Source organism: Pseudomonas sp. CBS (genome assembly GCF_024734645.1).
GTDB lineage: Bacteria > Pseudomonadota > Gammaproteobacteria > Pseudomonadales > Pseudomonadaceae > Aquipseudomonas.
Genome location: NZ_CP102929.1, coordinates 17,338 through 41,012, shown reverse-complemented (window position 1 = coordinate 41,012; position 23,675 = coordinate 17,338). Strand labels below are relative to the sequence as shown.

Sequence of the window (23,675 nt, the reverse complement as noted above, 5' to 3'; positions counted from 1 at the left end):
CGACCACTGAGGCGCGGCAGGCCCGTTTCCGGACCTGCCGCCGGGGCACAGGCTGTTATAGCCTCAGTGCTGCTCTCTCCCGCCCGGACAGGCGAATCAACAGGGCCTGGCGTTGCTCAGTCCTTTGCTTGGCCAGTACCACGGCTTCTGCCTCGTACTGCGCACCAAACTCCGGATAGCGATCCTCCAGGGCTTCAGCCTCGCGGGCCTGTGTCTGGGCCAGCGTCTTAAAGTCGGCCGCGTATTGCTTCTGCACGTAGTCGACCCAGTACTGGCGCGTGACCAGATCGGCCGTGAACGCCTCGGTCGCCTCCCGGGCGATAATGCTGGCGTAGGCCTGGTCGATATCGGCCTGTTTCACCTGGGAAAGGTTGCGGTACAGCATGCCGGACGGCTGGCGCGGCAACTCCAGACGTTGGGCCAGGCCGATGCGGTAGGCCAGGCGAATTTCCGCCGGGTCAACACTGGGCTTGAGGCTGACCACGCGGCTGGCGGTGGCTTCAGTCTGTTCCAGGCGGATCATGCTTCTGGCCAGCTTGAACAGCGCCGCGCCTTCTTTCCCGGGCTCCACGGTTTCCAGGGCCTTGAACTCATAGACACTGACTTCAAGGTCGCTGAACAGCAGGATCCAGCCGTCACCGCAGGTCGCGTTGATCCGCATGCCGCGAGCCTTGCCGAAGAGTTGCTCGCGCAACGCCGGACGTTGCTCGGCGGCCTCCAGCACCTCCCATACCCGGCGCGTCAACTCAGGGCGGTCGGTGATGAAGTCCTGGGCGTTTTTCAGCTGGGAAATGATGTAGAAGAAATCCTCACTGTCGTCAGCGCTCTTGAGCGACTCCCAGACCGCGTGTTTGCTGGAGTCGGCCGCCACGCCAGCAAACCATTGGGCTTTCTGTGCTGCGGGCGTCAGCAGCTCCGGATGCAGCTCACCGCTCAGATCCGCTTCCTCGTGGCTGGTACTGAGGAGGAAGCCATCGAGCTCGCGATCAATTTGCTCCCGGGTATAACCCAGGCCGAACCCCGTTTCCTCGAGGAAGTCGCTCAGGCGCTCGAACACACGTTCTTCCAACCCGTTGTCCGTCAGGTTGGTGTTGCTCATCAGGAGGTTGTGCCGAGGCAACAGGGCATCGTCCGGGATGGTCTCGATCTGGTTATTGCTGAGGTCGAGGGTGCGCAGTCGCGGCAGTTCCAATGCCCCGGCCGGCCATTCCTCCAGGACGTTGTTGTGCAGGTCCAGGTTTGTGAGCCCGCGCAGGCCGCTGACATCCAGGCTGGCCAGGGTATTTTCGCCAAGGTCGAGCCATTCCAGCGCGCTTAACGGGCCAAGCAGTGCCTGTAGCTCCACGGCATCGCGCAAATCATTGTAGGTGGCTTCGAGATGAGTCAGCGCCGTGTATTGGTTGATCACCTCGGGCAGGTGCGCCAGGCCATTCTTGTTGAGGACAAGCCGGCGCAGGTGGGGAAAGCTACCCAGGAACCCGTTGGAACCCTGCTCCGTCAGCTTCACCTCGCTGAGGTCGAGCACGCTGACGTGGCTCATTGACGCCGGCAACGTGGGCAGGTCGCCCAGATACAACCCGGACAGGTCCAGTACCTCGCGCCCGTCCACCGGCGGCACCTCGGGCCGGGCACGCAGGTTGTGGCGCCAGCTCTCAAGGAGCCGGCCGGCCGCACGACGACGGTCGAGGGCACTGACCCAGCCGCCCCCCTCACGATAACCTTCGATGTCGATCCAACTGTTCAACGCCCGGCTCAAGCGCTGATGCTCGGCGTGCAATTGCACCAGGCGTGTGTCGACGCCGGTGGCGCCCAGGCCGGCGGCCAGCCATTCATCGATGCGCGCCACCGCCTCGGCACTGCTCAAGGCAGGATCCAGTTGTTGCAGGCGCGCCGCCGGAGTGAGGCGTGCTTGCGCGTCGACGTTCTCAACGTGCAGGGGCAACAGCAACTGGCCGGGGTCGTCCGTGACCCTGACCGGGAAATATTCCGGATCGCCGCCAGTCCGGCCGATGCGCAGCTGTTCCTGGGGAATGCCCAGCGGCTTGAGCAGGTAGATTTCCGGCCCCACCAACGGCAGTAATTCCACATCAAGGCCCAATGGATTTTCCCGCAGGGTGCGTTGCGCAAAGGCCAGGATGTCGGCGCAGGCCCTGGCAGTCAGTCGGCAACCCCGCAGGTTGCTCTTGAGCAACAGCCTGTCGTGGCCGGTGAGCGCCTGGGCGGGCACGCGGGTGATAGCGCTGTGGCTCAGGTCCAGGCTCTCCAGGGTCGGCACATCCAGAACACCCTCGGGCCATTCGGTGACTCCGGTGCGGCTGAGGTTCAAATGGCGCAGGGCCTTGAGGCCGCGCACATCCAGGTTCGCGACACGGTTGTATTGCAAGTCCAGGGTTTCAAGAGTCGTCAGGCGGCTCAAGCGTTGCTGGATGGACGGGATGATGCTCAGTTGGTTGTGGGAAAGATCCAACTGGCGCAGGGCGGTGAAGTTGTCCAGGGCCGAAGGCAGTTGTGCCAGGTTGCTGGCACTGAGGTTCAAGTCTTCAATGGCGTTGAATGCGCCGAGAAAGTCATTCAGCGCCTCAATGGAAACCCGGGTGCCGCTCAGGTTGACCTGTTTGACATGGGCGAACGCGGCCGCCGGCAACCCGGGCAAGTCGCCCAGCACACCCCCCGACAGGTTCAGTGTGGCGGTCGGCAGGTTGGAGCGCGCCGACATGCCCGACGGCGCAAACCGCGGCCCCAGGCCTTCACGCCAACTGTCCAGGAGCCGCTCGGCGGCGCGCTGGCGGTAAAAGACATCCACCTGCCGGCGGTCAACCCGCAACTCCCTGGCCGCCCACGCCTCCAGGTCCCGGCTCAGGGCGAGCTGTTCGTCGAGCACCTGGTGAGTGCGGGCCAGTATCTGTTCAGTGGTCAGACCCTGCTGCTGGAACTGAGAGACAACGTCTATGCCAAACCCCCAGCGCACGTCTTTCAAACGATCCATCACGCCCTCACAGTAACCTCGCACCAGGGCTTGCTCATTGAGCAGGTGAGCCGGATTGCCCCGCACGTGTTCATACACCGCCATGAATTCCCGGCGGTCAAACGCGGCCCACCGCAGGTTCAAGCCGCGCCACAGGCGTTCATGCCCGATGAGCATCGACGGGGGCACCGAACGGATGTTTGTTCGCCACAGGTCGAGCCTCTCAAGGTGCTCAAGTGACGCCACCCCCTGTGGCCACTCCTGCACCGAGCCCTCCATGCGCAGCGAGCGCAAGTGCGTGAGGGCGCTGACGTCCAGGCGTTGCGAAACGCCCTCGATGCTCAGGTGCTGCAAAGGCTCCATTCCCCCCAGGCGTTGCATGAACGCAGCCGGATAGGCCATATCCCGGCCGCTTAATGTCAACTGGGTGAGCCCGGTAAAGCGGTTCAGTCCGTCGACCAGCTCGATGCCTGGCGTTGCCTCAAGGAATACATCAAGGCGTTGCACGCCGCAGAATTGCTCAGCCAGCCTTGTACCCTGCTCACCCGATAAGGCCTCGGCTCGCACACTCAGCGACTGCACATGGGAAAAGTCTGCACTCAGCCGCGGAAGGTCCGTCACGCTGCCCAGCGACAGGGTGCTCAGCGGCGGCCGCTCGCGGTAAATGCCCTGGCGCCAGCAACTGATGATGTCGGCCGCCATCCGTTGCTGATCACTGACTCTACCCGGCTGTGGGAACGCTGCGGCGGTCCACTGATCAAGCTCTGCCTGCAACAGGTCAAACTCACGCTGGCGGTTTCCCAACAGGGTGAAGACCTGTTGGGCGCTTTCACCGGCCTGCAATCGGCTCAGGACAAACTCGCTGGCCTGCCCGGCGTTGAGGTTGGGATAGAGCGCCTGCACCCTCGCCGTCAGCGATGCATCCACTTCAAAGCCTTTGCCCCGACCGCTCAACGGGTAACCCAGGACGCCCCCTGCCCCCGTCAACACGGGTCGCGAACGCGGTGCGCGCAGGCCGAGCACATCGGACATTTGGCTACGGCGGCGGGTGGCATAACCGGCCACCGCTTGTTGCAGTTCCCGGTCCAGGGTCGCCACGGGCATGTCCAGGCCAGGTCGTGCCGCAGGGGGGATCGCATGCACGACTGACTGGAAGAAATTGCGCCGTCCGGTGGCCCGGCTGTTCAGCGCGACACCGCGCTCGTCGTAGGCCTGGAAGGTTTCGCCTTGCTTGACCAGGTACCTGCGCAGCGGCGCATCTTGCGGGCCAATGCTGTTCAGTAAAGGCCCGTCGACAGCCTGAAAGCGCACTTCCAGACGCAGATTGGTGGGCCAGCCCGGCAAGTGTTGCAGGCAATGCAGGGCCAGGCGGTCAGTGTCGGCAACGGCGTCGGCCTGGCGATGCAGCCCCGCCAGGGCACGGCTCAGGCGGCCTTGTTGGACTGCGCGGCGAGCGGCATTGTCCAGGCGCGCCGAGGCTCCACGCTGACTGCGCAGTTGCAAGCGCTCCGGTTCGCTGGAGGTATCAAGGATTTCCTGGATGGCTCGCCTCGACAATCCTGGGAAGCGCCGTTGCAGCACCGCCTCATCGCCAGCCAGCGGCGCCGTGTCCGCCACTGGCTGGCTGCGGAACTGCTCCAGGGTATCGGCCAGCACGGCGGGCAGCGGCCTACCTTCGATATACGCCTTGCGCAACACGTCATCCTGGACCCCACTGATATCCCCGATAATGCCCAGGGTCGTATCAGAGAGTTCTTCAGTGGCAGGCCCCAGTCGTCGTAACAGGGTCAGGCGGTTCCATTTGAGAGGCTGCTCATGCACATGCCGCCAGGCACCGGCGTTGTTGTGTTCAAGGATCGGTTGATAAGCCTCGGGATTGTCCGGGTGTTTGATCCGCCACTTGCGGATTCGGCTGTCGAAGCCCTTTTCATGCAGGTTTTCGCCGATACGCACGTAAATCCTGCCGCCGGTCTCGTATTGGCCCCGGGCATTGGGCTTGAGTGCCGGGTCCAGCACCACCTCGCAGCGGTACGGCGCCAGGTCCGGCTTCCACAGCCGGGCTTCACCACTGGGCAGTTTGACCGGTACCAGGCCATCCACCCAGCGGGACACCTGGATCTTCGGCGCGCGGCTGGCCAGGGCCGTCGACCCGCCGAGGGCGACCATGAATGCCACGTTCAGCGCCACCGACTCCAGATGCCCCCAGGCGGCATCCATGTCGCCTTCCTTCCACGACTCGATGCCATGGTAGACCTCCAGGCCCAGCTGCACCGCCGTGACCGCCAGCATCACCTCCCCCAGGCCGGGCACGACAAAGGCCGCCACGTTCAACACATTCAAGCCAATACTCAGCCAATGTTCGTGGCGTTCCTGGGCAGCCTTGCGATCCGCCTCGGCGGTGGGTACGGCGAGCGTTCTGGCGTTATCTTTCAGGCGTTGCAGGTGGTTGTCATAGAGCGCTGCGAACAGCTCGCCACTGATCAGATTTTCGCGGCGAGCCAGGTTGATGTTCGGGTCGTAGATCTGCTCCATGTAGCCTCGGGAATTCCACTCGAAGGTAAAGAGCTTGGTCTTCAGTCGTTGCAGGAAAGCCGGGGCTTCGTCTTGCGGCACCAGGCTGGCAAACAGCCGTTGATAGCCCGGGGAGCGCAGCTTGATCGCCAGGTCCGCCTCGAACGCCTTCATCGACGGGTATTCCTTGAGCGGGCACAACGGCGCACCGGGGATCCACGCCACCAGCCGCTGGTCGGCCGCGGCCGGCACCAGCAATTCCCCGAGCGAGGCGCCGGGCACCAGCACAGTGCCCCAGCCCAACTGCTGCCGGGCATCTTCTATCGCGCCGACGCCCGGCCCGATCAGCACGACTTCACCCACCTTGCAGCCGAGGATCGCCAATTGGCTGCAGGCGACGGGCTTGCCATCCAACTGCGGCCGTTCGGTACCGGCCAGTAAGGCGTTGAGCATGGCATAGGCACTGTCGCTGATTTCGTTCTTCATCCGCGCCGTGTGCAGCCTGACGGCCAGCAGTTTCTTGCTCGCGTCGATCATCTGCTCGCGCACCACCGCCTTGGTGCCCGCGTCCTCGAACACCTGCTGCAAATGCGCCTGGTATTGCTGCCCCAGGTCCAGCGTGCGGCAGAGCGCGGCAAACTGGTCCGGGGTGACGGCGAGCTTTTCGCGGTAGCGATAGCGGGCCCGGCGTGAATGGTCGTTCAGAATTTCGCCGTAGTACTCGGTGTACAACGCCCCCTCGGGGGCCAGCGCGCTGGTTTGCTCAAGGGCGATATCGGCAAAGTCTTCATTGCCTTCAAAGTTGAGCAATGCCGCCTGCAACAACGAATGCTGTTGTGGCACCTGGCGGTAGCGCAAGTAGTGCAACTGGTACTTGTGGACGTCCGGTACTTCACCGAACCGTTTGCGCCAGGCGTCTTCCAGCAGCGGCTGGGCAAACTCGGTGATGCCCTTGAGGCCGTCAAGGGTCTTGGCCAGCCGCTCATGGGCCCGGCGACTGGCCAGCTGGCTGTCGGCGAATGCCTGGCGCAGCTCCTGAGGCGCGCTGCTCAGCCAGGCAGGTGGTGCATCTTCGGGGACGCGCCCGGGCAGCAGGCCCGGCTTCAAGCGCCGGATGTCCGCAGCCGCGCTGCGGGCAATCCAGCCGGGCAAGCTGTTTTTGATCAATGCGGTGTGTAGCCCCTGCTCTGTCGGGGCGGGTAAGGTTGGCATGCGCTCGTTCCTGATGACTCTGTTAAGGAGTTCCAGTACAGCGAACGGGCCAACCGCCAGGGCGGTAGATAGCTACAGCCGGTGTTTTGCGGGAACTTGACTATCCTCATCCATGGGTTTGATCCCTACCGCGAGGCCCTTATGGACGACTCCAACAACAAGCCACCGACTTTCTGGCAGATGCTTCACAGCGTGATGGCAGCCGCCTTCGGGGTGCAGAGCGGGAAGAATCGCGCCCGCGACTTTACCCATGGCAAGCCCAGCCACTTTGTCATCCTGGGTATTGTGTTTACCGCCGTGTTTGCCTTGACCCTGTTTGGCATCGTCAAGCTGGTGTTGCACCTGGCCGGTGTTTGAACCCGGTCAATGCATCAGCAGTTGCAGGCTGAACGGGTAGCGATAGGTGGCGGGCTTGCCCTGGGCTGACAGCGCGCGAAAATCGACGCCGTAGTCCTCACGCCCGTGCAGCGCTAAAAGGCGCGTGGCTTGTGGCGGATCAATCAATCGAAAGAGCCCGAGCGTGCGCTCACGCCCGCCGTACTGCGCCATGCCCAGCCCCCGGGCATCGTCATGCAGCACCACCATCGCCCAGCCGCCCAGGGTGAAGTGCCCGGCCACCAGCACACTCAGGCGCCCCTCAAGGCGTGCCTGCAAGGCTTCTGGCGAACTGTTGACCGCGCCGAACAACACGTCCGTGCCCGGCGTGCGGCCACTGCCTTTGAGTGCATCCATTGCCCCCAGCGCCATTTCATCGTTGGCCGACCACACCAGTGCAGTCTGCGGGTAGCGTTTGAATAACTGTGTGGCCTGCTCGAAAGCACGCTCGCGGCTCCATTCGCCATACACCAACTGGCGCAGGCGCACCTCTGGATGATCCGCCAGGGCGCGCTGCAAACCTTGCTCGCGCAGTTGGGCGGCGGGTGTGGTCTTGACCCCGGAGAACGCGATCAGGTCGAGGGTTTGGCCAGGGGCGACAGGCCCATGCAGGCGCAACAACTGGGTAAGCATCAGGTAACCCGCCTGTTCGTCGTCGGCGACCATGCTGCCGATCCAGTTGGGGTATTTGCCGGCATCCAGCAGTTGAGTCTGGTCTGCGGTCAGCGCGTTGTTGACGATCAGCAGCTTGACCCCGCTGCCTTGGGACAGGCGCAAAATCTGCGGGGCGATGTACTGTTCGTTGACCAGCACCAGGTAGTCCGGACGCTCGCTGCCCTGCAGGGCTTCACGGGCCTGCAACAGCGTGGTCTCGGGATTGCGCTCGGAATAGCGCACACGCAAATCCAGGCCGAGGTCCCTGGCGGCGGCCTGCATGAATTGCGCGTAGCTGACCCAGAAGGTCTCGGTCGAATTGCCAGGGTTGAGAAACACCACCGACGTCGCTTGGGCAACAGCCCAGAACGGCATGCTCAGCACCAGCAAGCACTTGCAGAGAACCTTCAACATCGTTGCCTGAGCCCTTCGGAATGACCGCCCATGATAATGACATCGGGCCGGTCAATCTCGGTTAATTGCCGATTGTCGGACAATTCAGCTCGGGTAACACCCTTTATTGATGGCTGACCCAGAACACGGCAGTGGAAACCACCAGGATAATCAAGAACAGAATGGCCCAGGCATCGACACTGCTGTCACTTTTGCGGGCTTTGGTCGGATTGCTCATTGCATCGCCTCTTGTCGGTTTTATAGGTGATTGCACAAAGACACGAGCACAGTAAAGATCATGATTGCCCGCATGACAAATGTGGGTATCACGATAACCGTTCTCATTAGGCGATTTGGTTATTTGCATATACTCAAACATCACTTTTGCGCATAAACGCAAACTGGTATCGTGCGCCGGCTCCGTTGGGAGTGCGCGGCCGTGCGCGCAGATTTGCCGAGAACAGGACCTATATGTACGTATACGACGAATACGATCAGCGCATCATCGAGGACCGCGTCAAGCAGTTCCGTGATCAGACCCGACGCTATCTGGCAGGCGAACTGAGCGAAGAAGAGTTCCGCCCTCTGCGCCTGCAAAATGGCCTTTATGTTCAGCGCTTTGCGCCGATGCTGCGGGTTGCCGTGCCTTATGGCCAACTGACTTCCCGTCAGACGCGCATGATGGCCAAGATTGCCCGCGACTTCGACAAGGGCTACGCCCACATCAGTACTCGCCAGAACGTTCAGTTCAACTGGCCGGCCCTGGAAGACGTGCCGGACATCCTCGCTGAATTGGCCACCGTGCAGATGCACGCCATTCAGACCAGCGGTAACTGCCTGCGCAACGTCACCACCGACCAGTTCGCCGGCGTTGCCGCTGACGAGTTGATCGACCCGCGCCCATGGTGTGAGATCGTCCGTCAATGGACCACCTTCCACCCGGAATTCGCCTACCTGCCGCGCAAGTTCAAGATCGCCATCAATGGCTCGACCTCGGACCGCGCCGCCATCGAAGTGCACGATATCGGCCTGGAGCCGGTGCATAACGCCGCTGGCGAGTTGGGCTTCCGTGTTCTCGTCGGCGGGGGCCTTGGCCGTACGCCGGTGGTGGGTGCGTTCATCAACGAATTCCTGCCGTGGCAGGACCTGTTGAGCTACCTCGACGCGATCCTGCGGGTCTACAACCGCTACGGCCGTCGTGACAACAAGTACAAGGCCCGGATCAAGATCCTGGTAAAAGCGCTGACCCCCGAGGTGTTTGCCCAGAAGGTCGACGCCGAGATGGAACACCTGCGCGGCGGCCAGACCACCCTGACCGAAGCCGAAGTGCACCGCGTCGCCAAACACTTCGTCGACCCGGACTACAAGGTCCTGAGCAATCAGGACGCCGAGTTGGCCGAGCTTGACCAGCAGCACCCGGGTTTCGCCCGCTGGCGCACCCGCAACACCCTGGCCCACAAAAAGCCGGGCTATGTGGCCGTGACCCTGTCGCTGAAACCTACCGGTGTTGCACCGGGTGATATCACCGACAAGCAACTGGACGGCGTCGCCGACCTCGCCGAGCGCTATAGCTTCGGCCAACTGCGCACCTCCCACGAGCAGAACATCATCCTCGCCGACGTCGAGCAGTCCCAACTGTTCACCCTGTGGGGCGAGTTGCGCGAGCAGGGTTTTGCCACGCCGAACATCGGCCTGTTGACCGACATCATCTGCTGCCCGGGCGGCGACTTCTGCTCCCTGGCCAACGCCAAGTCGATCCCGATTGCCGAATCGATCCAGCGCCGTTTCGACGACCTGGACTACCTGTTCGACATCGGTGAGCTGGACTTGAACATCTCGGGTTGCATGAACGCCTGTGGTCACCACCACGTCGGCCACATCGGCATTCTGGGCGTGGACAAGAAAGGCGAAGAATTCTACCAAGTGTCCCTGGGTGGCAGCGCCAGCCGCGATGCGAGCCTGGGCAAGATCCTCGGCCCGTCCTTCGCCCAGGAAGCCATGCCTGACGTGATCGGTAAGCTGATCGACGTGTACGTTGAACAGCGCACCGAAGATGAGCGTTTCATCGACACCTACCAGCGCATCGGCATTGACCTGTTCAAGGAGCGCGTCTATGCAGCGAATCATTAAGAACAACGAAGTCGTCGACGAAACCTGGCACCTGCTGCCCAAGGACGCGAGCTTCGATGGCATCTCCAACTGCGACGACCTGATCGTGCCGCTGGCCCTGTGGCGCGAACACGCTCACGCCCTCAAGGCCCGCGACGGCGGCCTGGGTGTGTGGCTGGACGCCGATGAAGAAGCCGAAGAGATCGGTGATGACGTGGAGCACTTCCAGGTCATCGCCCTGAACTTCCCGGCCTTCACCGACGGTCGCAACTACTCCAACGCACGTTTGCTGCGTGACCGTTACGGCTACAAAGGCGAGCTGCGGGCGATTGGCGATGTGCTGCGCGACCAGCTGTTCTACCTGCGCCGCTGCGGGTTCGATGCCTTCGCCTTGCGCGCAGACAAAGACCCGTACGAAGCGCTGGAAAGCCTCAAGGATTTCTCGGTGACGTACCAGGCCGCGACGGACGAACCGTTGCCGTTGTTCCGCCGCCGTTAAGCCTTGCTTCAATAAAAAGCCCCGACCCGTCGGGGCTTTTTGCATTCAGGCGGTGGGTTGCAACGCGAGTTGCACCGCGCCATCGACACTCAACCCATTGATCAGCACCTGCGGCGCACACGCCTCAGGCAACGTCTGCAACACCTCCTGTGCCTCATGCCGCACCCGAGCCAACACCAGGCAGTTGCCCTCCCCTTGCACTTGTACGAAAAACGCCTGCAATGCCTCGATGCTGGTGCCGTCCAGGTCGGGGGATTCTTCCAGGCTGAGCACTACCGTGTGCACCGGTAACGTAGCGTGCCGCATCAGGCTCAACACCGCCCCCAACACTCGCTCGGCATTCGCGAAGAACAGCGCTTCACTGGGCCGCACGATCAGCACACCGGGGATCCGTTCGGCGCTCGGGTGACGCAGCAAGTCGACAAAATCATGCCCGCCGTCAATGCGCCCCAACTCCTTTACGTCTGCCGACGACATCTGCCGCAGCATCAACACCACGCTGATGCCGACCGCCACCAGCAGGCCGTCCAGCACGCCGAGCACCAACACCGCCGCCACCGCGCAAATCACCAGCAACCGGTCGCGCCGCCAGGAGAAATAGCGGCCCAAGGGCTGCAGGCTCAAGCCACGACCCAAGGCATAAATGACGATGGCCGCCAGCACCGGCTCCGGCGTCAGCGCTACCCACGGCAGCACAGTCAAGACGATCAGCAACACCACCAGCGCCGCCACGACTCCCGCCAGTCGAGAGTTGGCGCCCGCCGCCTCATTGGCCGAGGTCGCGGAATAGCCTGCGCCAGTGGGCATCCCCTGAAACAACCCGGACAACAGGTTGGCCGCACCCAGCGCCAGCAAATCGCGGTTGGATGACACGCGATCGCCATGTTTAAGCGCGAATGAGCTGATGGAGCCGTAGGACTCGGCGTAAAGAATCATCACCATGGCAAACGCCAGCTCTCCCAGGCGCAACCAGTCGGCAAACGGCAACACGGGCAGGTGCGCCAGTTCCAGGCGCAGGTCGATCACGCCGATCAATGCCACGCCATGGGCCTGCAAGTCCAGCCACTGGCCGGCGGCAATCCCGAGGATCACCACCAGCAACCCGCCCGGCAGGCGCCGGACTCGCGCGCATAGCCAGAGCAGCAGCAACGCGACACCCGCTACGGCAGCGGCGGCCCAGTTCCAGCGCGGCAGTTGCTCCAGGAGTTGGGGCAGGAAGCGAATCAGGTTGTTATCAGTCAGGTGCACGCCCACCACGCTGGCCAACTGCTTGAGGATGATCGTCAGCGCCAGGCCAAAGGCAAAGCCACGCAACACCGGCTTGGCGATAAACGAGGTCAGCCCACCCAGCTTGAGCAACCCGGCCAACAGGAAAAACGCTCCGGTCACCATGACCAGGCCCATGGCCAGGCTCAACCTGAGTGTCGGGTCGCCCCCCGCCAGCGTCGCGGTAGCTGCCGCCAGCACCGCCGCCGAGGACGACGTGGCAGAGACAATCGCAAAGCGGCTGGTGCCGAACAGGCCGTAGCACAACAACCCGGCGAACAAGGCGATCACCCCCGCCTGGGGCGGCAACGCGGCGATACTGGAATAGGCCACGGCCTCGGGCAGCAACAGGCCGGCGATGGACAGGCCGGCCAGCAAGTCTTGTGCACGGTTCGGCGTGGTGTCGCTCTCAGGCTTGGTGTTCAATCCCTAATTCCCTGGCAAAAAAAACGGCCAATCCGCTGTTTGCGAATTGGCCGTGATCATTGCACTGAAACCCGGTGCTGTCAGGACACCAGCGAATAAATCAGCGCGGTAATCGCCACCAGGCCCACCGCCGTCACAAACACGTTGGACGCCTGGCCACGGTACTTGGCCATCGCCGGCACCTTGCGGATCGCGTACATCGGCATCAGGAACAGGATCGACGCAATGATCGGCCCGCCCAGGGTCTCGATCATGCCGAGGATGCTCGGGTTGAGGGTGGCGACGATCCAGCACACCACCAGCATGAACGCGGCTGTCATGCGGTCCAGGGTCTTGGCAGCCGGGCGGCGGCCGCTTTTGAGCACCAGGCCCTTGAGGCCTTCACTGGCGCCGATGTAGTGGCCCAGGAACGACTTGGCAATCGCCACAAACGCAATCAGCGGCGCGGCGAATTCGATGGTCGGGTTGCTGAAGTGGTTGGCCAGGTACGACAGGATCGACAGGTTCTGCGCCTTGGCTTCGGCCAGTTGGGCCGGCGACAGGGTCAGGACGCAGCTGAACACGAAGAACAGCACCATCACCACCATCAGGATGTGCGCCCGGGACAGGATCTGCGAGCTGCGTTCTTCCGCGTGCTCGCCGTACTGGCGCTTCTGGTCCACCGCAAAGGCCGAGATGATCGGCGAGTGGTTGAACGAGAACACCATCACCGGAATTGCCAGCCACAGGGTGTGCAGCAGCGCCGACGGGGCCGGCACGGTAGTCGCGGTGCTGAGGATGCCACCGTTCCAGTGTGGCACCAGGTACACCGCCAGGAACAGCAAGGCAACGATAAACGGATACACCATCAGGCTCATGGCCTTGACGATCACCTGCTCGCCGCAACGCACCACGGCCAGCAGGCCGAGGATCAGCACCAGCGACAGGATCGCCCGCGGTGGCGGCGCGATGTGCAGTTGATGTTCCATGAAACTGCCGACGGTGTTGGTCAGCGCCACGCTGTAGATCAGCAGGATCGGGAAGATCGCGAAGAAGTACAGCAAGGTGATCGCGGCACCGGCCTTGAGGCCGAAGTGTTCTTCGACCACGTCGGTGATGTCCGAGCCTTCACGGCCCGAGAGCACAAAGCGGGTCAGGCCACGGTGAGCGAAAAACGTCATCGGGAATGCCAGCAGCGCGAGGATCACCAACGGCCAGAAGCCGCCAAGGCCCGCGTTGATCGGCAGGAACAAGGTGCCGGCGCCGATGGCCGTACCGAACAGCCCGAGCATCCAGGTGGTGTCCTGGCGGCTCCAGCTTGTGAGGGTTGCAGGTGTCGTTGCGTAGCGTTCGTCGACGCTATTGGCCTGATCATTCATCCGTTCGGATCTCCGCATTCACTCAGTCGAGACGAGTCAGAAAAACCTGACAGGCAGCGCCACGACCGAAACAGGGGCGCGATTGTCCGGGATTCGCTTGAAGAAGCAAAGACTTAGCTGAGGAATGGTTGTGCAGTGCAGAGGATTGAAAGGGTTTCTGGCAGGGTCAATTTTACATTTCATAAGAAATCTATTTTATAAATTCATCACGTCATGTATTTTTAGAGCACGCCCCTCACTGGACTGCCCGCCATGCCTATCGTGCGCATCGACCTTCGGAAAAACCCCGACGTCACCTACGCCAAACGCGTCGGCGTGCTGATCTACAACGCCATGCACACGGCCATCGGCGTGCCTGAGCACGACAATTTCCAGATCCTCACCGAGCACGATGAACACCACTTCATCTATGACCCCGAGTACCTGGGTATCCAGCGCAGCGACAACCTGGTGATCATCCAGATCACCCTGAACGAAGGCCGCAGCACCGAGCAGAAAAAGCTGTTGTACAAGACCATCGCCGAGAGTCTGAACCGTGAACTGGCGGTGCGCCTGGAAGACGTGTTTATCAGCCTGGTGGAGGTCAAGAAGGAAAACTGGTCGTTCGGCAACGGGATTGCGCAGTACGCCAGCTAAACGTTTTATGATGCCGCCTATTCCTGCCACAACCTGATCCAGAGAGCCCCCGATGCCACGCGTGTCCCGCAAACAAGCCGAACTCAATCGCGAAATCATCGTGGAGGCTGCCACGCGGCTGTTTCGTGAGCGGGGCATCCATGGCATCAGCGTGTCGGACGTGATGGCGGCTGCCGGGCTGACCCATGGCGGTTTCTACGGGCACTTCGAGTCCCGCGAGGCACTGGCCACCGAAGCCTGCAACCGGGCGTTCGAACAGTCGAGCGAGCGCTGGCAGGCCAGGGTCGAGCAAAGCCCTGATCCCGAGGCTGCGCGCCTGGCGTTGATTGATCCGTATCTGTCGGCGGCCAATCGTGACAACCCCGGGGACAGTTGCCCGGTTGCGGCGTTTGCCGGGGACATGTGCCATGAAGCCGCCGACAGCGCGTTGCAACGCAGCTTCATCCAGGGCTTTGAAGCGTCCATGGGGATCCTGGCCGCTACCCAGACCACCGGAACACCCGAAGGTGATCGGCAGGCCGCCATTGCCCAGTACGCGATCATGGTCGGCGCCCTCACCCTGGCCCGTGCGACCAAAGGCAACGGCCTGTCTGATGAATTCCTCGCTGCCGCCAGGAATTTGCTGATCCCGAAAAAAAACCTCGGTTGATGCGTTGACAGCCAAACGCCAGCGCCAGCATGATCGGCCCATGAACCTTATTCAGCTGGCCCTCACCCGCACCACCACCACGACCGCTTCCGGCGGGTCGTGTGGTAGCGGTGAGTGGCGCGCAAACTAAGCCACCCGGATTTACCCAAGGCCCCGCCAGCAATGGACGGGGCCTTTTTATTGCTCCGCCATCTGGCAAACACAAGGAGCAGTACCATGCCTGATAACAAGCGCCCCGCCCTGCTGATCATCGACATGCAGACCGGTCTGTACGATGGTCCGGAAAAACCCTACGAACGCCAGCGCGTACTCGACAACATTAACCAGCTGATTCAGCGCGCCCGACACACTGGCGTGCCGGTTTTCGCTGCACGTCACACCGGCCCTGCGGGTTCGCCCATCGAGGTGGGCAGCCCGTTTTGGCAGCTATGGCCAGCACTGGAGGTTGATGAAGCTCGCGACACGGTTTTCAATAAAACCCGGCCCAGCTGTTTTCTCGGCACCGAGCTGGCGCAGCAACTGGCGGCGGCACAGGTGAATGAACTGGTGATCGTCGGGATGAAAACCCAGTACTGCATCGACACGACGTGCCGAGTGGCCGTGGAGCTGGGGTTCTCGGTGCTGCTGCCGGAGGATGCCCATACTTGTATGGACACTCCGGCGCTATCGGCCGAGGCAATTATCGAGCATCACAACGGGACCTTGGCCGGGGCATTTGTGCGGCGCGTGAAGGCGGAAGATATCGGCTTTTAGCCTCCCCTTTAAAACGCCCGCCGGAGTACCAATACCCGGCGGGCGTCGGATTTTTCTTCGCGTAACGCGGGATTCATTCGGAAAAAATGTCGCATACTGAAGCCATCAAACCCTTCAGGAAGAGCCCTCGCATGCCCGTCACCGTTCTGGTCCTGGTTGAAACCATCAACGACTACCTGCCGATCATCGAAGGCAATGGCTTTCACGTGATTCTCGCGCCGACCCCGGCCGAACGCGCCAAGGCCATCAAGACCCATGGCGGGCAGATCCAGGCGGTGCTGACCCGTGGCCCGCTGGGCCTGTACGCCGAGGAAATCGCCGCGCTGCCGCTGCTGGAGATCATCTGCGTGGTCGGCGCCGGCTATGAACACGTGGACCTGCAAGCCGCCAGCAACCGTGGAATCGTGGTCACCAATGGCGCCGGGGTGAATGCACCGTCGGTTGCCGACCATGCCATGGCCTTGTTGCTGTCGCTGGTGCGGGACATTCCCCGGGCGGACGCGGCAGTACGGCGCAGCGAATGGCCCAAGGTGATGCGCCCTTCCCTGGCCGGCAAACAGCTGGGCATTCTTGGCTTGGGCGCCGTAGGCCTGGAGATCGCCAAGCGCGCAGCCCTGGGTTTCGGCATGGAGGTGAGTTATCACAACCGCCAGCCCCGCGAAGACGTGGACTACACCTATTGCGCCACCGCCGTGGAACTGGCGCGCGCCTCGGACTTCCTGATCCTGGCCACACCCGGCGGCGCCAGCACGCGGCATTTGATCGACCGCCAGGCCCTCGACGCGCTGGGGCCCAACGGTTTCCTGGTGAACATCGGCCGTGGCAGCGTGGTGGTCACCGCCGACCTGATTGCCGCCCTGGAACAACGGCGCATCGGCGGCGCGGCACTGGATGTGTTCGACGATGAACCCAACGTGCCCGATGCGCTCAAGCGCCTCAGCAACACCGTACTCACGTCCCACGTCGCCGGCCTGTCGCCGGAGGCCGCCCATGACACCGTACAGCGCGTAGCAGACAACCTGCAGGAGTACTTCGCCGGCCGCCCTGTACTGACACCCGTGACATTGCCACCTAAAAAATAGTAGCCAATAGCCAGCAACCATCCAAATCCTGACTACACTCTTGCGGGGATGCTCAGGACGTCGGCACTGGACCGGCAAAGGAACGCAGGATGGTTTGCCACGGACTCGGCCCGGCCCGGCAACGCGGCGCAATAGGACTGATGGGCGCGATGACCCTCGGCATCGCCCTGCTGTTTATGTTGTTGGTAGTCGATAGCGGCCGGCTGTACCTGGAGAAGCGCAAGCTGCAACGGGTTGCCGACACTGCGGCACTGGAAGTGGTGACCCGCGGCGGCGCCTGCGTCTCGCCGAACACCAACGCCGCGCAATTCGCGATTCAAAGCGCGACCCGCAATGACTTCCCGATCGACGACAACCGCACCCTGGCCACCGCCTGCGGCACCCTGGTCTCCGGGGCTGACTTCATACGCACCTTCAGCCCCAATCCCTCCAAGGCCGATGCGATCCAGGTCATCGCCACCCATCGTGTTGTCACCAGTATCGCCAATGGCCTGCTCATGCTGTTCTCCCCTGGCCCTTTCGAGCCGAGCATCCGGTTGCAGGCTGTGGCCGTGGCCGCCGTCCCCGCACCACCGGTGGCGACGCTGACCATCCGCAGCACGCTGTTGACCGTGGACAGCACCAAGTCCGCAGCGCTGAACGCGCTCATCGGCGGCCTGCTGGGGGGCAAGTTGCAACTCAACGCGGTGGGCTGGGAGGGCTTGATCAACACCAACATCAGCCTGCTCAGTTATCTGGACGCCCTGGCCATCCGGCTGAATGTCAGCGCCGGCAACTACGACGAACTGCTCAAGACCGACGCCAGTGTTGGCGACTTGATCCAGGCCGCAATTGATGTCATCAAGATAGGGGGCGATGCGGTCAAGGTGGTGATCAATAACCTGGAAGCGATCAAGCTGATTGCTCCCGGCACGAAGATCCTGCACCTGGGCGACCTGCTGACCATCCAGAACGGCACCGACAAGAGCGCTCTGGACGTCAAGCTGCAACTGTTCAACCTGATCCAGGGGTTTGTGCAACTGTCGAACAAGTACAACGCCGTGGCGGTGGAGCTGCCGGTGGATGTGCTGGGATTGCTGAACATCACGGTCAAGACCAAGGTGATTGAACCGGCGCAGATATCCGCCATCGGCAACCCGAAGCTGATCGCCACCCAGCCGATCTACGTCAGGACCGCGCAAGTCAGGACCCTGATCTCCGTGAACTTGCCCGTGGTCGGTGTGCTGAACGATGTGGTGGGCGGGGTGACAGGCCTGCTGGGGTTGTTGCTCGGCAGCTCCCTGGACGCGAAAATCGGCACCCAACTCGACGTGGCCCTGGAAGCCGCCAGTGGCAGTAGCGAGGTGACCGGCTTTCGCTGCAATGGGCCGGCGGACAAATCGTTGTCGGTGGTGGGCACCACTTCGGCCGTGCGGTTGATGGTCGGCCAGATCGATCCGAAAAACCTGTTTTCTTCCACCGCCCCGCTGAGCGTCGACGAGTTTCCTTTGCTCGACCTGGGCATACAAACCTGCAGCAAGGGCGCCTGCGACCCTCGGCAACCCTATGCCGTGGGCGGCATCAGCCTGCGAGTCGACAGCAGCGTGGCCAAGACCACCCGCAATCACACCTATGGGTCGCCGCCGGAGGTGAATCAGCCCCCCGCCTACTTCAGTTTCAGTTCAAGTAACGTGGTAGGCAGCTTGAGCAACACCCTCAGTGGCATCCAGTTGATCAACCATCCACCCACACAAGGCGGGCTTTTGGGGTTGGTGCTGAATGTGGTGGTCGGCCTGGTGACGGGCGTGCTCAATCTCCTCACCAGCATCATCTCCGGCGTGCTCAGCCCGCTCCTCGACCCATTGGTCAATAACCTTCTCGCCGGTTTGGGCGTAGACCTGGCAAAAGTCGAAATCGGTGCCAACCTGTCCTGCAGCCCCGGCGGGCGCGCAATTCTGGTGATCTGAACACATCAAGCCCGCTGATCATCGGCCAACACGCTAACCTATTAAGCCGCCCCAACCTTGTGGCTGGGCGGCCGCGCGCATTAGATTAGCCAATAGTCCAAGGCCTTAAGAATAAGCAGAAGGGATAAGCATGGCGCTTAACGACCAATCGACCCAGATTCGCCCCGGCGAAGAACTTGATGCCAGCCTCATCGATCCCTACCTCAAGGCCCATATCCCGGGCTTGAGCGGCAGCGTCAAAATCAGCCAGTTCCCGGGTGGTGCCTCGAACCTGACGTACCTGCTGGAATACCCCGGCCAGGAATTCGTGCTGCGCCGCCCGCCCTTTGGCCACAAGGCCAAGTCCGCCCACGACATGGGCCGCGAATACCGGATTCTCAACCAGCTCAAGGACGGTTTCCCGTATTGCCCCAAGGCCTACGTGCACTGCACCGACGAGTCGGTGATCGGCGCCGAGTTCTACGTGATGGAGCGGGTCAAGGGGATCATCCTGCGCTCGGACCTGCCGCCGGAACTGGGCCTGGACGCGGCGAAAACCGAAGCCTTGTGCAAAAGCTTTATCGACAAGTTCGTCGAGCTGCACCAGGTCGACTACAGCGCCTGCGGCCTGGCCGACCTGGGCAAGCCTGAAGGTTATGTGGCGCGGCAGATTCGCGGCTGGAGCGACCGCTACGAAAAGGCCCTGACCCCCGACGCCCCAAGCTGGGAAGCCGTGCGCGCCTGGCTCAACGACAAGATGCCCGCCGACCACCCCACCTCGAGCATCGTCCACAACGACTACCGCTTCGACAACGTGATCCTCGACCCGCATAACCCGATGCAGATCATCGGCGTGCTGGACTGGGAGCTGACCACCCTCGGCGACCCGCTGATGGACCTGGGCAACACCCTCGCCTACTGGATCGAAGCGGCCGACCCGGCGCCGGTGCAACTGATGCGCCGCCAGCCAAGCAACGCCCCCGGCATGCTCACCCGGCGTCAGTTTGTCGACTACTACGCCGAACGCTCCGGAATCCAGATCGACAATTTCGACTTCTACTACACCTACGGCCTGTTCCGACTGGCCGGCATCGTGCAGCAGATCTACTACCGCTTCTTCCATGGCCAGACCCAGGACAAACGCTTTGCGCAGTTCATTCACATGAACAAGCTGCTGGAGCAGATGAGCCTGAACGTCATCAAACAGTCTTCCCTCTGACCCTCTTCAAGGAAAAACCATGTCCAAGACTCAACTGTTCGACCTCGACGGCAAGATCGCTTTCGTTTCCGGCGCCAGCCGCGGTATCGGTGAAGCCATCGCCAAGTTGCTGGCCCAGCAAGGCGCCCACGTGATCGTGTCGAGCCGCAAGCTCGACGGCTGCCAGCACGTGGCCGACGCGATCATCGCCGACGGCGGCAAGGCCACCGCCATTGCTTGCCATATCGGCGAAATGGAACAGATCACGAATGTGTTTGCCGCGATCCGCGAACAGTTCGGCCGCCTGGATATCCTGGTCAACAACGCCGCCACCAACCCGCAGTTCTGCAACGTGCTGGACACCGACCTGGGCGCGTTCCAGAAAACCGTCGACGTGAACATTCGCGGCTACTTCTTCATGTCCGTGGAAGCCGGCAAGCTGATGCGCGAGAACGGCGGTGGCAGCATCATCAACGTGGCCTCGATCAACGGGATTTCCCCGGGTGTGTTCCAGGGCATCTACTCGGTGACCAAGGCCGCCGTGATCAACATGACCAAAGTCTTCGCCAAGGAATGCGCGCCGTTCGGCATTCGTTGCAACGCGCTGCTGCCGGGCCTGACCGACACCAAGTTCGCCTCGGCCCTGGTGAAGAACGACTCGATCCTGAAAATGGCCCTGGCGCAGATTCCCCTCAAGCGCGTGGCCGACCCGAGCGAGATGGCCGGCGCGGTGCTGTACCTGGCCAGCGATGCGTCGAGCTACACCACCGGCGTGTCGCTGAATGTAGACGGCGGTTTCCTGTCCTGATTCGGCTGGCGGGTGACTTGCGGTAATCTTGCGGGTGATTGCTTGCCTCTGGATGAAACATGGAACTGCACGTCGTTATCAAGGGCCGCAAGGACCTGGCCGAACAGCTTTACCAGCAACTGCGCACGGCCATTGAGTCGGGACAACTGGTGGCCGGGTCGCAATTGCCTCCCAGCCGCTTGCTGGCCCTGCAACTGGGCGTGTCGCGCAAGACAGTCTCAGACACCTACGCGGCGCTGACCTACGAAGGGTTGTTGGTCGGCAGGATCGGCCGTGGCACGTTCGTCAACGCCTGGGCCACGCGCCGCGAACACCTGCAAAGTGCCGCCGACCTTGCCTGCGCCGCCAACCTGGCCAAGTGGCAGGCCCTTCCCGCGCCCATGGGTCACCCCAACCGTGAAACCCGCCCGAGCCGGGACTTTATCGGCGGTGCCACCGCCCGCAGCCAGTTCCCCCAGGATGAATGGCGGCGCTGCACCCTCGATGCCTTGCGCCGTATCTCACAGGACAGCGGCTTCTACAGCCGGCCGGAAGGCTTGCCGGCCCTGCGCAGTGCAATCGCCGGGCATATCGCATTTTCCCGTGGAGTCAGGTGCAGTGAAGACGACATCGTAGTCACCAACGGCGCCCAGCAGGCGCTCGACCTGATCGCCCGCGTGGTGCTGGAACCGGGCACCGTCGTCGCCATGGAAGACCCCGGCTACACCCCGGTGCGACTGATGTTCGACGCCATGGGGGCGACCGTGGTGGGCGTGCCGGTGGACGAGCACGGCCTGCGGGTCGACTTGATTCCCGATGGCACGCGGCTGATCTACGTGACACCGTCCCATCAGTTCCCCCTCGGCATGCCCATGAGCGTGCCACGCCGTGAGGCATTGCTGGCACGTGCGCTGGCGCTGGGCGCCATCGTGATCGAGGATGACTACGACAGCGAATTCCGCTACGAGGGCCGCCCCACCGACTCCCTGCAAAGCATGGACACCCGCGGCGTGGTCGCCTACGTCGGGACCTTCTCGAAAACCCTGCTGCCGGAGCTGCGCCTGGGCTACACGGTGTTGCCGCCGGCGATTTTCGGCGCGGTGCTCAAGGCCAAGCAACTCACCGACCAGCACAGCTCCACCCTGCCGCAATGGGCCCTGGCCAAGTTCATCAGCGAAGGCTACCTGCTCAAGCACATTCGGCGCTGCCATGGGGTATATGCCGGGCGCCGGGAACGGATTCTGCAGCGCCTGGCGGGGGACCTCTCGCCGTGGTTCGACGTGGTGCCCACCGTGGCCGGGTTCCATCTGGCCGCACTGTGCAAGGTGCCGGTGAATATCCCGCAGCTCACCCAATTGGCACGGGAGGCTGACGTGGGGCTCTATCCGCTGAGCGTGTTTTTCCACGACACACCGGTACGCGAGGGGCTGAAGATCGGGTTTGGCGCGATCGAAACCCTGGACATTGACCCGGCGCTGGACGTGGTACGGGATATCCTGCGACAGATTGGCTGAGGGAATTTCCGCCGGATTGGCTATTGGTCAAATCCGGATCGGGGCCTAGGGTGAACAGGTCTCGACTCACTCGGAGCCTCACCATGAAAGTACTGCTCGGCACCACCCTGCTGCTGGCCTCGTTAAGCGCCTTTGCCCACGACCCGGTGTACAACCAGGAAAAGATCAACGTGTTGCAGGAACACGCCCTGACCAACGTCCCCGGCAAGAAAACCGTGATGCTCACCGTAGACTATGCGCCGGGCCAGGCCACCGTTCCCCACCGCCACACCGGCACTGCCGTGGCCTACGTGCTGGAAGGTGCAATCACCTCGCGGGTCAACGATGAGAAGGCGATCACCTACAAGGTCGGCCAATCGTTCTACGAGCCCGCCGGCTCGCGGCACTTTGAATCGAGCAATGCCAGCCAGACCCAACCGGCGAAACTGCTGGTGGTGATGGTGATGGATGACAAGGCCGACGTACTCACGCCGCTGCCACACTAACCCGCGCCACCGCACCCTCCTGTGGGAGCTGGCTTGCCTGATCCCACCGTTTTAACCGCGCACAGTCAGTGGCTCAGGGGCGTTTGAAATGGTGGCGCAGCTGTTCGATTCGAGGTCGGCAGGCACAGCCTTCAAGGTGGTCGTTGACCATGCCCATCGCCTGCATGAACGCATACATGGTGGTCGGCCCCACGTAGCTCCAGCCGCGTTTTTTCAGGGCCTTCGACAAGCGTGTTGAAGCGGCTGAAGTCGGGTTGGCCGTCCAGTACGCCAGGTCGACCTGCGCCGGGCGCTCATCGGCGGACGGTTCAAACGACCACAGCCACGCCGCCAGCGAACCGGTTTCATCCACCAGCTCACACGCGCGCCGGGCGTTATTGATGGTGGACACGATCTTGGCGCGATTGCGCACGATGCCCGGGTCGGCCATCAGCCGCTCGATATCCTGCTCGGTGTACTGCGCCACCCGGCGAAAATCAAAGCCCTCGAACGCCCGCCGAAACGCCTCGCGCTTACGCAGGATGGTGATCCACGCCATGCCCGCCTGAAATCCCTCCAGGCAAATCTTCTCGTACAGCGCAATGTCATCGGCCACCGGCACGCCCCATTCATGGTCGTGGTAATCGGGGTATTCCGCTGCTGCCGTGCGCCATGTACAGCGCGTCAGGCCATTCTCATCCGTCGTCAGTCCCGGAATATCCATAGCTCACCTGTTTGGCCAAGCTGAGGATGATAAGCGAAAAAAAATTCCCGCCGCCAACCGCTCAAGCACAGACCTTACATACCCACTGGTCAGACCGGGACCGGCCAACCACGTAATATTTACTTGCGACTTGAAAAAATCCGAGCGTAGACTGGCCCCGCACTGGACATACCGG

The 23,675-nt window shown here is 62.4% G+C and carries 17 protein-coding genes; 12 read left to right on the top strand and 5 right to left on the bottom strand.

Annotation, left to right across the window (positions count from 1 at the left end):
- Nucleotides 1-55: 55 nt before the first annotated feature.
- Complete coding sequence (locus NVB75_RS00155; RefSeq protein ID WP_258345249.1) at nucleotides 56-6,688, bottom strand: NEL-type E3 ubiquitin ligase domain-containing protein; 6,633 nt, start codon at nucleotides 6,686-6,688, stop codon at nucleotides 56-58.
- A 141-nt stretch (nucleotides 6,689-6,829) separates the two neighbouring features.
- Between NVB75_RS00155 and NVB75_RS00150 the strand changes: the two genes are divergently transcribed.
- The gene (locus NVB75_RS00150) at nucleotides 6,830-7,045 is read left to right on the top strand and encodes a DUF2970 domain-containing protein (protein ID WP_008432997.1); all 216 of its coding nucleotides are present in this window, start codon (nucleotides 6,830-6,832) and stop codon (nucleotides 7,043-7,045) included.
- A gap of 6 nt (nucleotides 7,046-7,051) precedes the next feature.
- Here NVB75_RS00150 and NVB75_RS00145 read toward each other — a convergent pair whose 3' ends face one another.
- Nucleotides 7,052-8,131, bottom strand: coding sequence for an ABC transporter substrate-binding protein (locus NVB75_RS00145; RefSeq protein WP_258345247.1), 1,080 nt, complete (start codon nucleotides 8,129-8,131; stop codon nucleotides 7,052-7,054).
- A gap of 450 nt (nucleotides 8,132-8,581) precedes the next feature.
- Between NVB75_RS00145 and NVB75_RS00140 the strand changes: the two genes are divergently transcribed.
- Nucleotides 8,582-10,240 carry a nitrite/sulfite reductase gene (locus NVB75_RS00140; protein WP_258345245.1) on the top strand — a complete coding sequence of 553 codons (1,659 nt, stop codon included), beginning with the start codon at nucleotides 8,582-8,584 and terminating at the stop codon, nucleotides 10,238-10,240.
- Nucleotides 10,224-10,718, top strand: a complete 495-nt coding sequence (locus NVB75_RS00135) for a DUF934 domain-containing protein (RefSeq protein WP_017479943.1) — start codon at nucleotides 10,224-10,226, stop codon at nucleotides 10,716-10,718. Before NVB75_RS00140 ends, NVB75_RS00135 begins: the two co-directional genes overlap by 17 nt.
- Before the next feature lie 45 nt (nucleotides 10,719-10,763).
- On the opposite strand, the gene NVB75_RS00130 is transcribed toward NVB75_RS00135, so the two are convergent.
- Nucleotides 10,764-12,410 (bottom strand): SulP family inorganic anion transporter, encoded by a 1,647-nt coding sequence (locus NVB75_RS00130; protein WP_258345244.1) that lies wholly within the window; start codon nucleotides 12,408-12,410, stop codon nucleotides 10,764-10,766.
- Nucleotides 12,411-12,490: 80 nt separating this feature from the next.
- Nucleotides 12,491-13,768 (bottom strand): serine/threonine transporter, encoded by a 1,278-nt coding sequence (locus NVB75_RS00125; protein ID WP_258345241.1) that lies wholly within the window; start codon nucleotides 13,766-13,768, stop codon nucleotides 12,491-12,493.
- Between the two features lie 252 nt (nucleotides 13,769-14,020).
- Between NVB75_RS00125 and NVB75_RS00120 the strand changes: the two genes are divergently transcribed.
- From NVB75_RS00120 to NVB75_RS00080, 9 genes are all read left to right on the top strand, one after another.
- Nucleotides 14,021-14,404 carry a tautomerase family protein gene (locus tag NVB75_RS00120; RefSeq protein ID WP_063029436.1) on the top strand — a complete coding sequence of 128 codons (384 nt, stop codon included), beginning with the start codon at nucleotides 14,021-14,023 and terminating at the stop codon, nucleotides 14,402-14,404.
- Nucleotides 14,405-14,456: 52 nt separating this feature from the next.
- On the top strand, nucleotides 14,457-15,053 hold the full coding sequence (locus NVB75_RS00115; protein ID WP_258345240.1) for a TetR/AcrR family transcriptional regulator: 597 nt from the start codon (nucleotides 14,457-14,459) through the stop codon (nucleotides 15,051-15,053).
- A 216-nt stretch (nucleotides 15,054-15,269) separates the two neighbouring features.
- Entirely contained in the window at nucleotides 15,270-15,806 is a 537-nt protein-coding gene (locus NVB75_RS00110; protein ID WP_258345238.1) for a cysteine hydrolase family protein, read from the top strand.
- Nucleotides 15,807-15,937: 131 nt separating this feature from the next.
- Complete coding sequence (locus NVB75_RS00105; protein ID WP_258345236.1) at nucleotides 15,938-16,888, top strand: 2-hydroxyacid dehydrogenase; 951 nt, start codon at nucleotides 15,938-15,940, stop codon at nucleotides 16,886-16,888.
- An 89-nt stretch (nucleotides 16,889-16,977) separates the two neighbouring features.
- Complete coding sequence (locus NVB75_RS00100; protein WP_258345235.1) at nucleotides 16,978-18,834, top strand: pilus assembly protein TadG-related protein; 1,857 nt, start codon at nucleotides 16,978-16,980, stop codon at nucleotides 18,832-18,834.
- A gap of 130 nt (nucleotides 18,835-18,964) precedes the next feature.
- Nucleotides 18,965-20,032, top strand: a complete 1,068-nt coding sequence (locus NVB75_RS00095; protein ID WP_258345233.1) for a phosphotransferase family protein — start codon at nucleotides 18,965-18,967, stop codon at nucleotides 20,030-20,032.
- Nucleotides 20,033-20,051: 19 nt separating this feature from the next.
- Nucleotides 20,052-20,819: an SDR family oxidoreductase gene (locus NVB75_RS00090; protein ID WP_093209187.1), complete on the top strand. Its 768-nt coding sequence runs from the start codon at nucleotides 20,052-20,054 to the stop codon at nucleotides 20,817-20,819.
- Nucleotides 20,820-20,878: 59 nt separating this feature from the next.
- Nucleotides 20,879-22,312 (top strand): PLP-dependent aminotransferase family protein, encoded by a 1,434-nt coding sequence (locus tag NVB75_RS00085; protein WP_102604666.1) that lies wholly within the window; start codon nucleotides 20,879-20,881, stop codon nucleotides 22,310-22,312.
- 83 nt (nucleotides 22,313-22,395) lie between these two features.
- Nucleotides 22,396-22,797 carry a cupin domain-containing protein gene (locus NVB75_RS00080; RefSeq protein ID WP_258345228.1) on the top strand — a complete coding sequence of 134 codons (402 nt, stop codon included), beginning with the start codon at nucleotides 22,396-22,398 and terminating at the stop codon, nucleotides 22,795-22,797.
- A gap of 73 nt (nucleotides 22,798-22,870) precedes the next feature.
- On the opposite strand, the gene NVB75_RS00075 is transcribed toward NVB75_RS00080, so the two are convergent.
- The gene (locus NVB75_RS00075) at nucleotides 22,871-23,500 is read right to left on the bottom strand and encodes a DNA-3-methyladenine glycosylase I (protein WP_258345227.1); all 630 of its coding nucleotides are present in this window, start codon (nucleotides 23,498-23,500) and stop codon (nucleotides 22,871-22,873) included.
- Between the last annotated feature and the right edge of the window lie 175 nt (nucleotides 23,501-23,675).

Coding starts and splice junctions, on each gene's coding strand:
- NVB75_RS00155 (WP_258345249.1), bottom strand. CDS start 6,688: ATGCCAACCTTACCCGCCCCGACAGAGCAGGGGCTACACACCGCATTG.
- NVB75_RS00150 (WP_008432997.1), top strand. CDS start 6,830: ATGGACGACTCCAACAACAAGCCACCGACTTTCTGGCAGATGCTTCAC.
- NVB75_RS00145 (WP_258345247.1), bottom strand. CDS start 8,131: ATGTTGAAGGTTCTCTGCAAGTGCTTGCTGGTGCTGAGCATGCCGTTC.
- NVB75_RS00140 (WP_258345245.1), top strand. CDS start 8,582: ATGTACGTATACGACGAATACGATCAGCGCATCATCGAGGACCGCGTC.
- NVB75_RS00135 (WP_017479943.1), top strand. CDS start 10,224: ATGCAGCGAATCATTAAGAACAACGAAGTCGTCGACGAAACCTGGCAC.
- NVB75_RS00125 (WP_258345241.1), bottom strand. CDS start 13,768: ATGAATGATCAGGCCAATAGCGTCGACGAACGCTACGCAACGACACCT.
- NVB75_RS00120 (WP_063029436.1), top strand. CDS start 14,021: ATGCCTATCGTGCGCATCGACCTTCGGAAAAACCCCGACGTCACCTAC.
- NVB75_RS00115 (WP_258345240.1), top strand. CDS start 14,457: ATGCCACGCGTGTCCCGCAAACAAGCCGAACTCAATCGCGAAATCATC.
- NVB75_RS00110 (WP_258345238.1), top strand. CDS start 15,270: ATGCCTGATAACAAGCGCCCCGCCCTGCTGATCATCGACATGCAGACC.
- NVB75_RS00105 (WP_258345236.1), top strand. CDS start 15,938: ATGCCCGTCACCGTTCTGGTCCTGGTTGAAACCATCAACGACTACCTG.
- NVB75_RS00100 (WP_258345235.1), top strand. CDS start 16,978: ATGGTTTGCCACGGACTCGGCCCGGCCCGGCAACGCGGCGCAATAGGA.
- NVB75_RS00095 (WP_258345233.1), top strand. CDS start 18,965: ATGGCGCTTAACGACCAATCGACCCAGATTCGCCCCGGCGAAGAACTT.
- NVB75_RS00090 (WP_093209187.1), top strand. CDS start 20,052: ATGTCCAAGACTCAACTGTTCGACCTCGACGGCAAGATCGCTTTCGTT.
- NVB75_RS00085 (WP_102604666.1), top strand. CDS start 20,879: ATGGAACTGCACGTCGTTATCAAGGGCCGCAAGGACCTGGCCGAACAG.
- NVB75_RS00080 (WP_258345228.1), top strand. CDS start 22,396: ATGAAAGTACTGCTCGGCACCACCCTGCTGCTGGCCTCGTTAAGCGCC.
- NVB75_RS00075 (WP_258345227.1), bottom strand. CDS start 23,500: ATGGATATTCCGGGACTGACGACGGATGAGAATGGCCTGACGCGCTGT.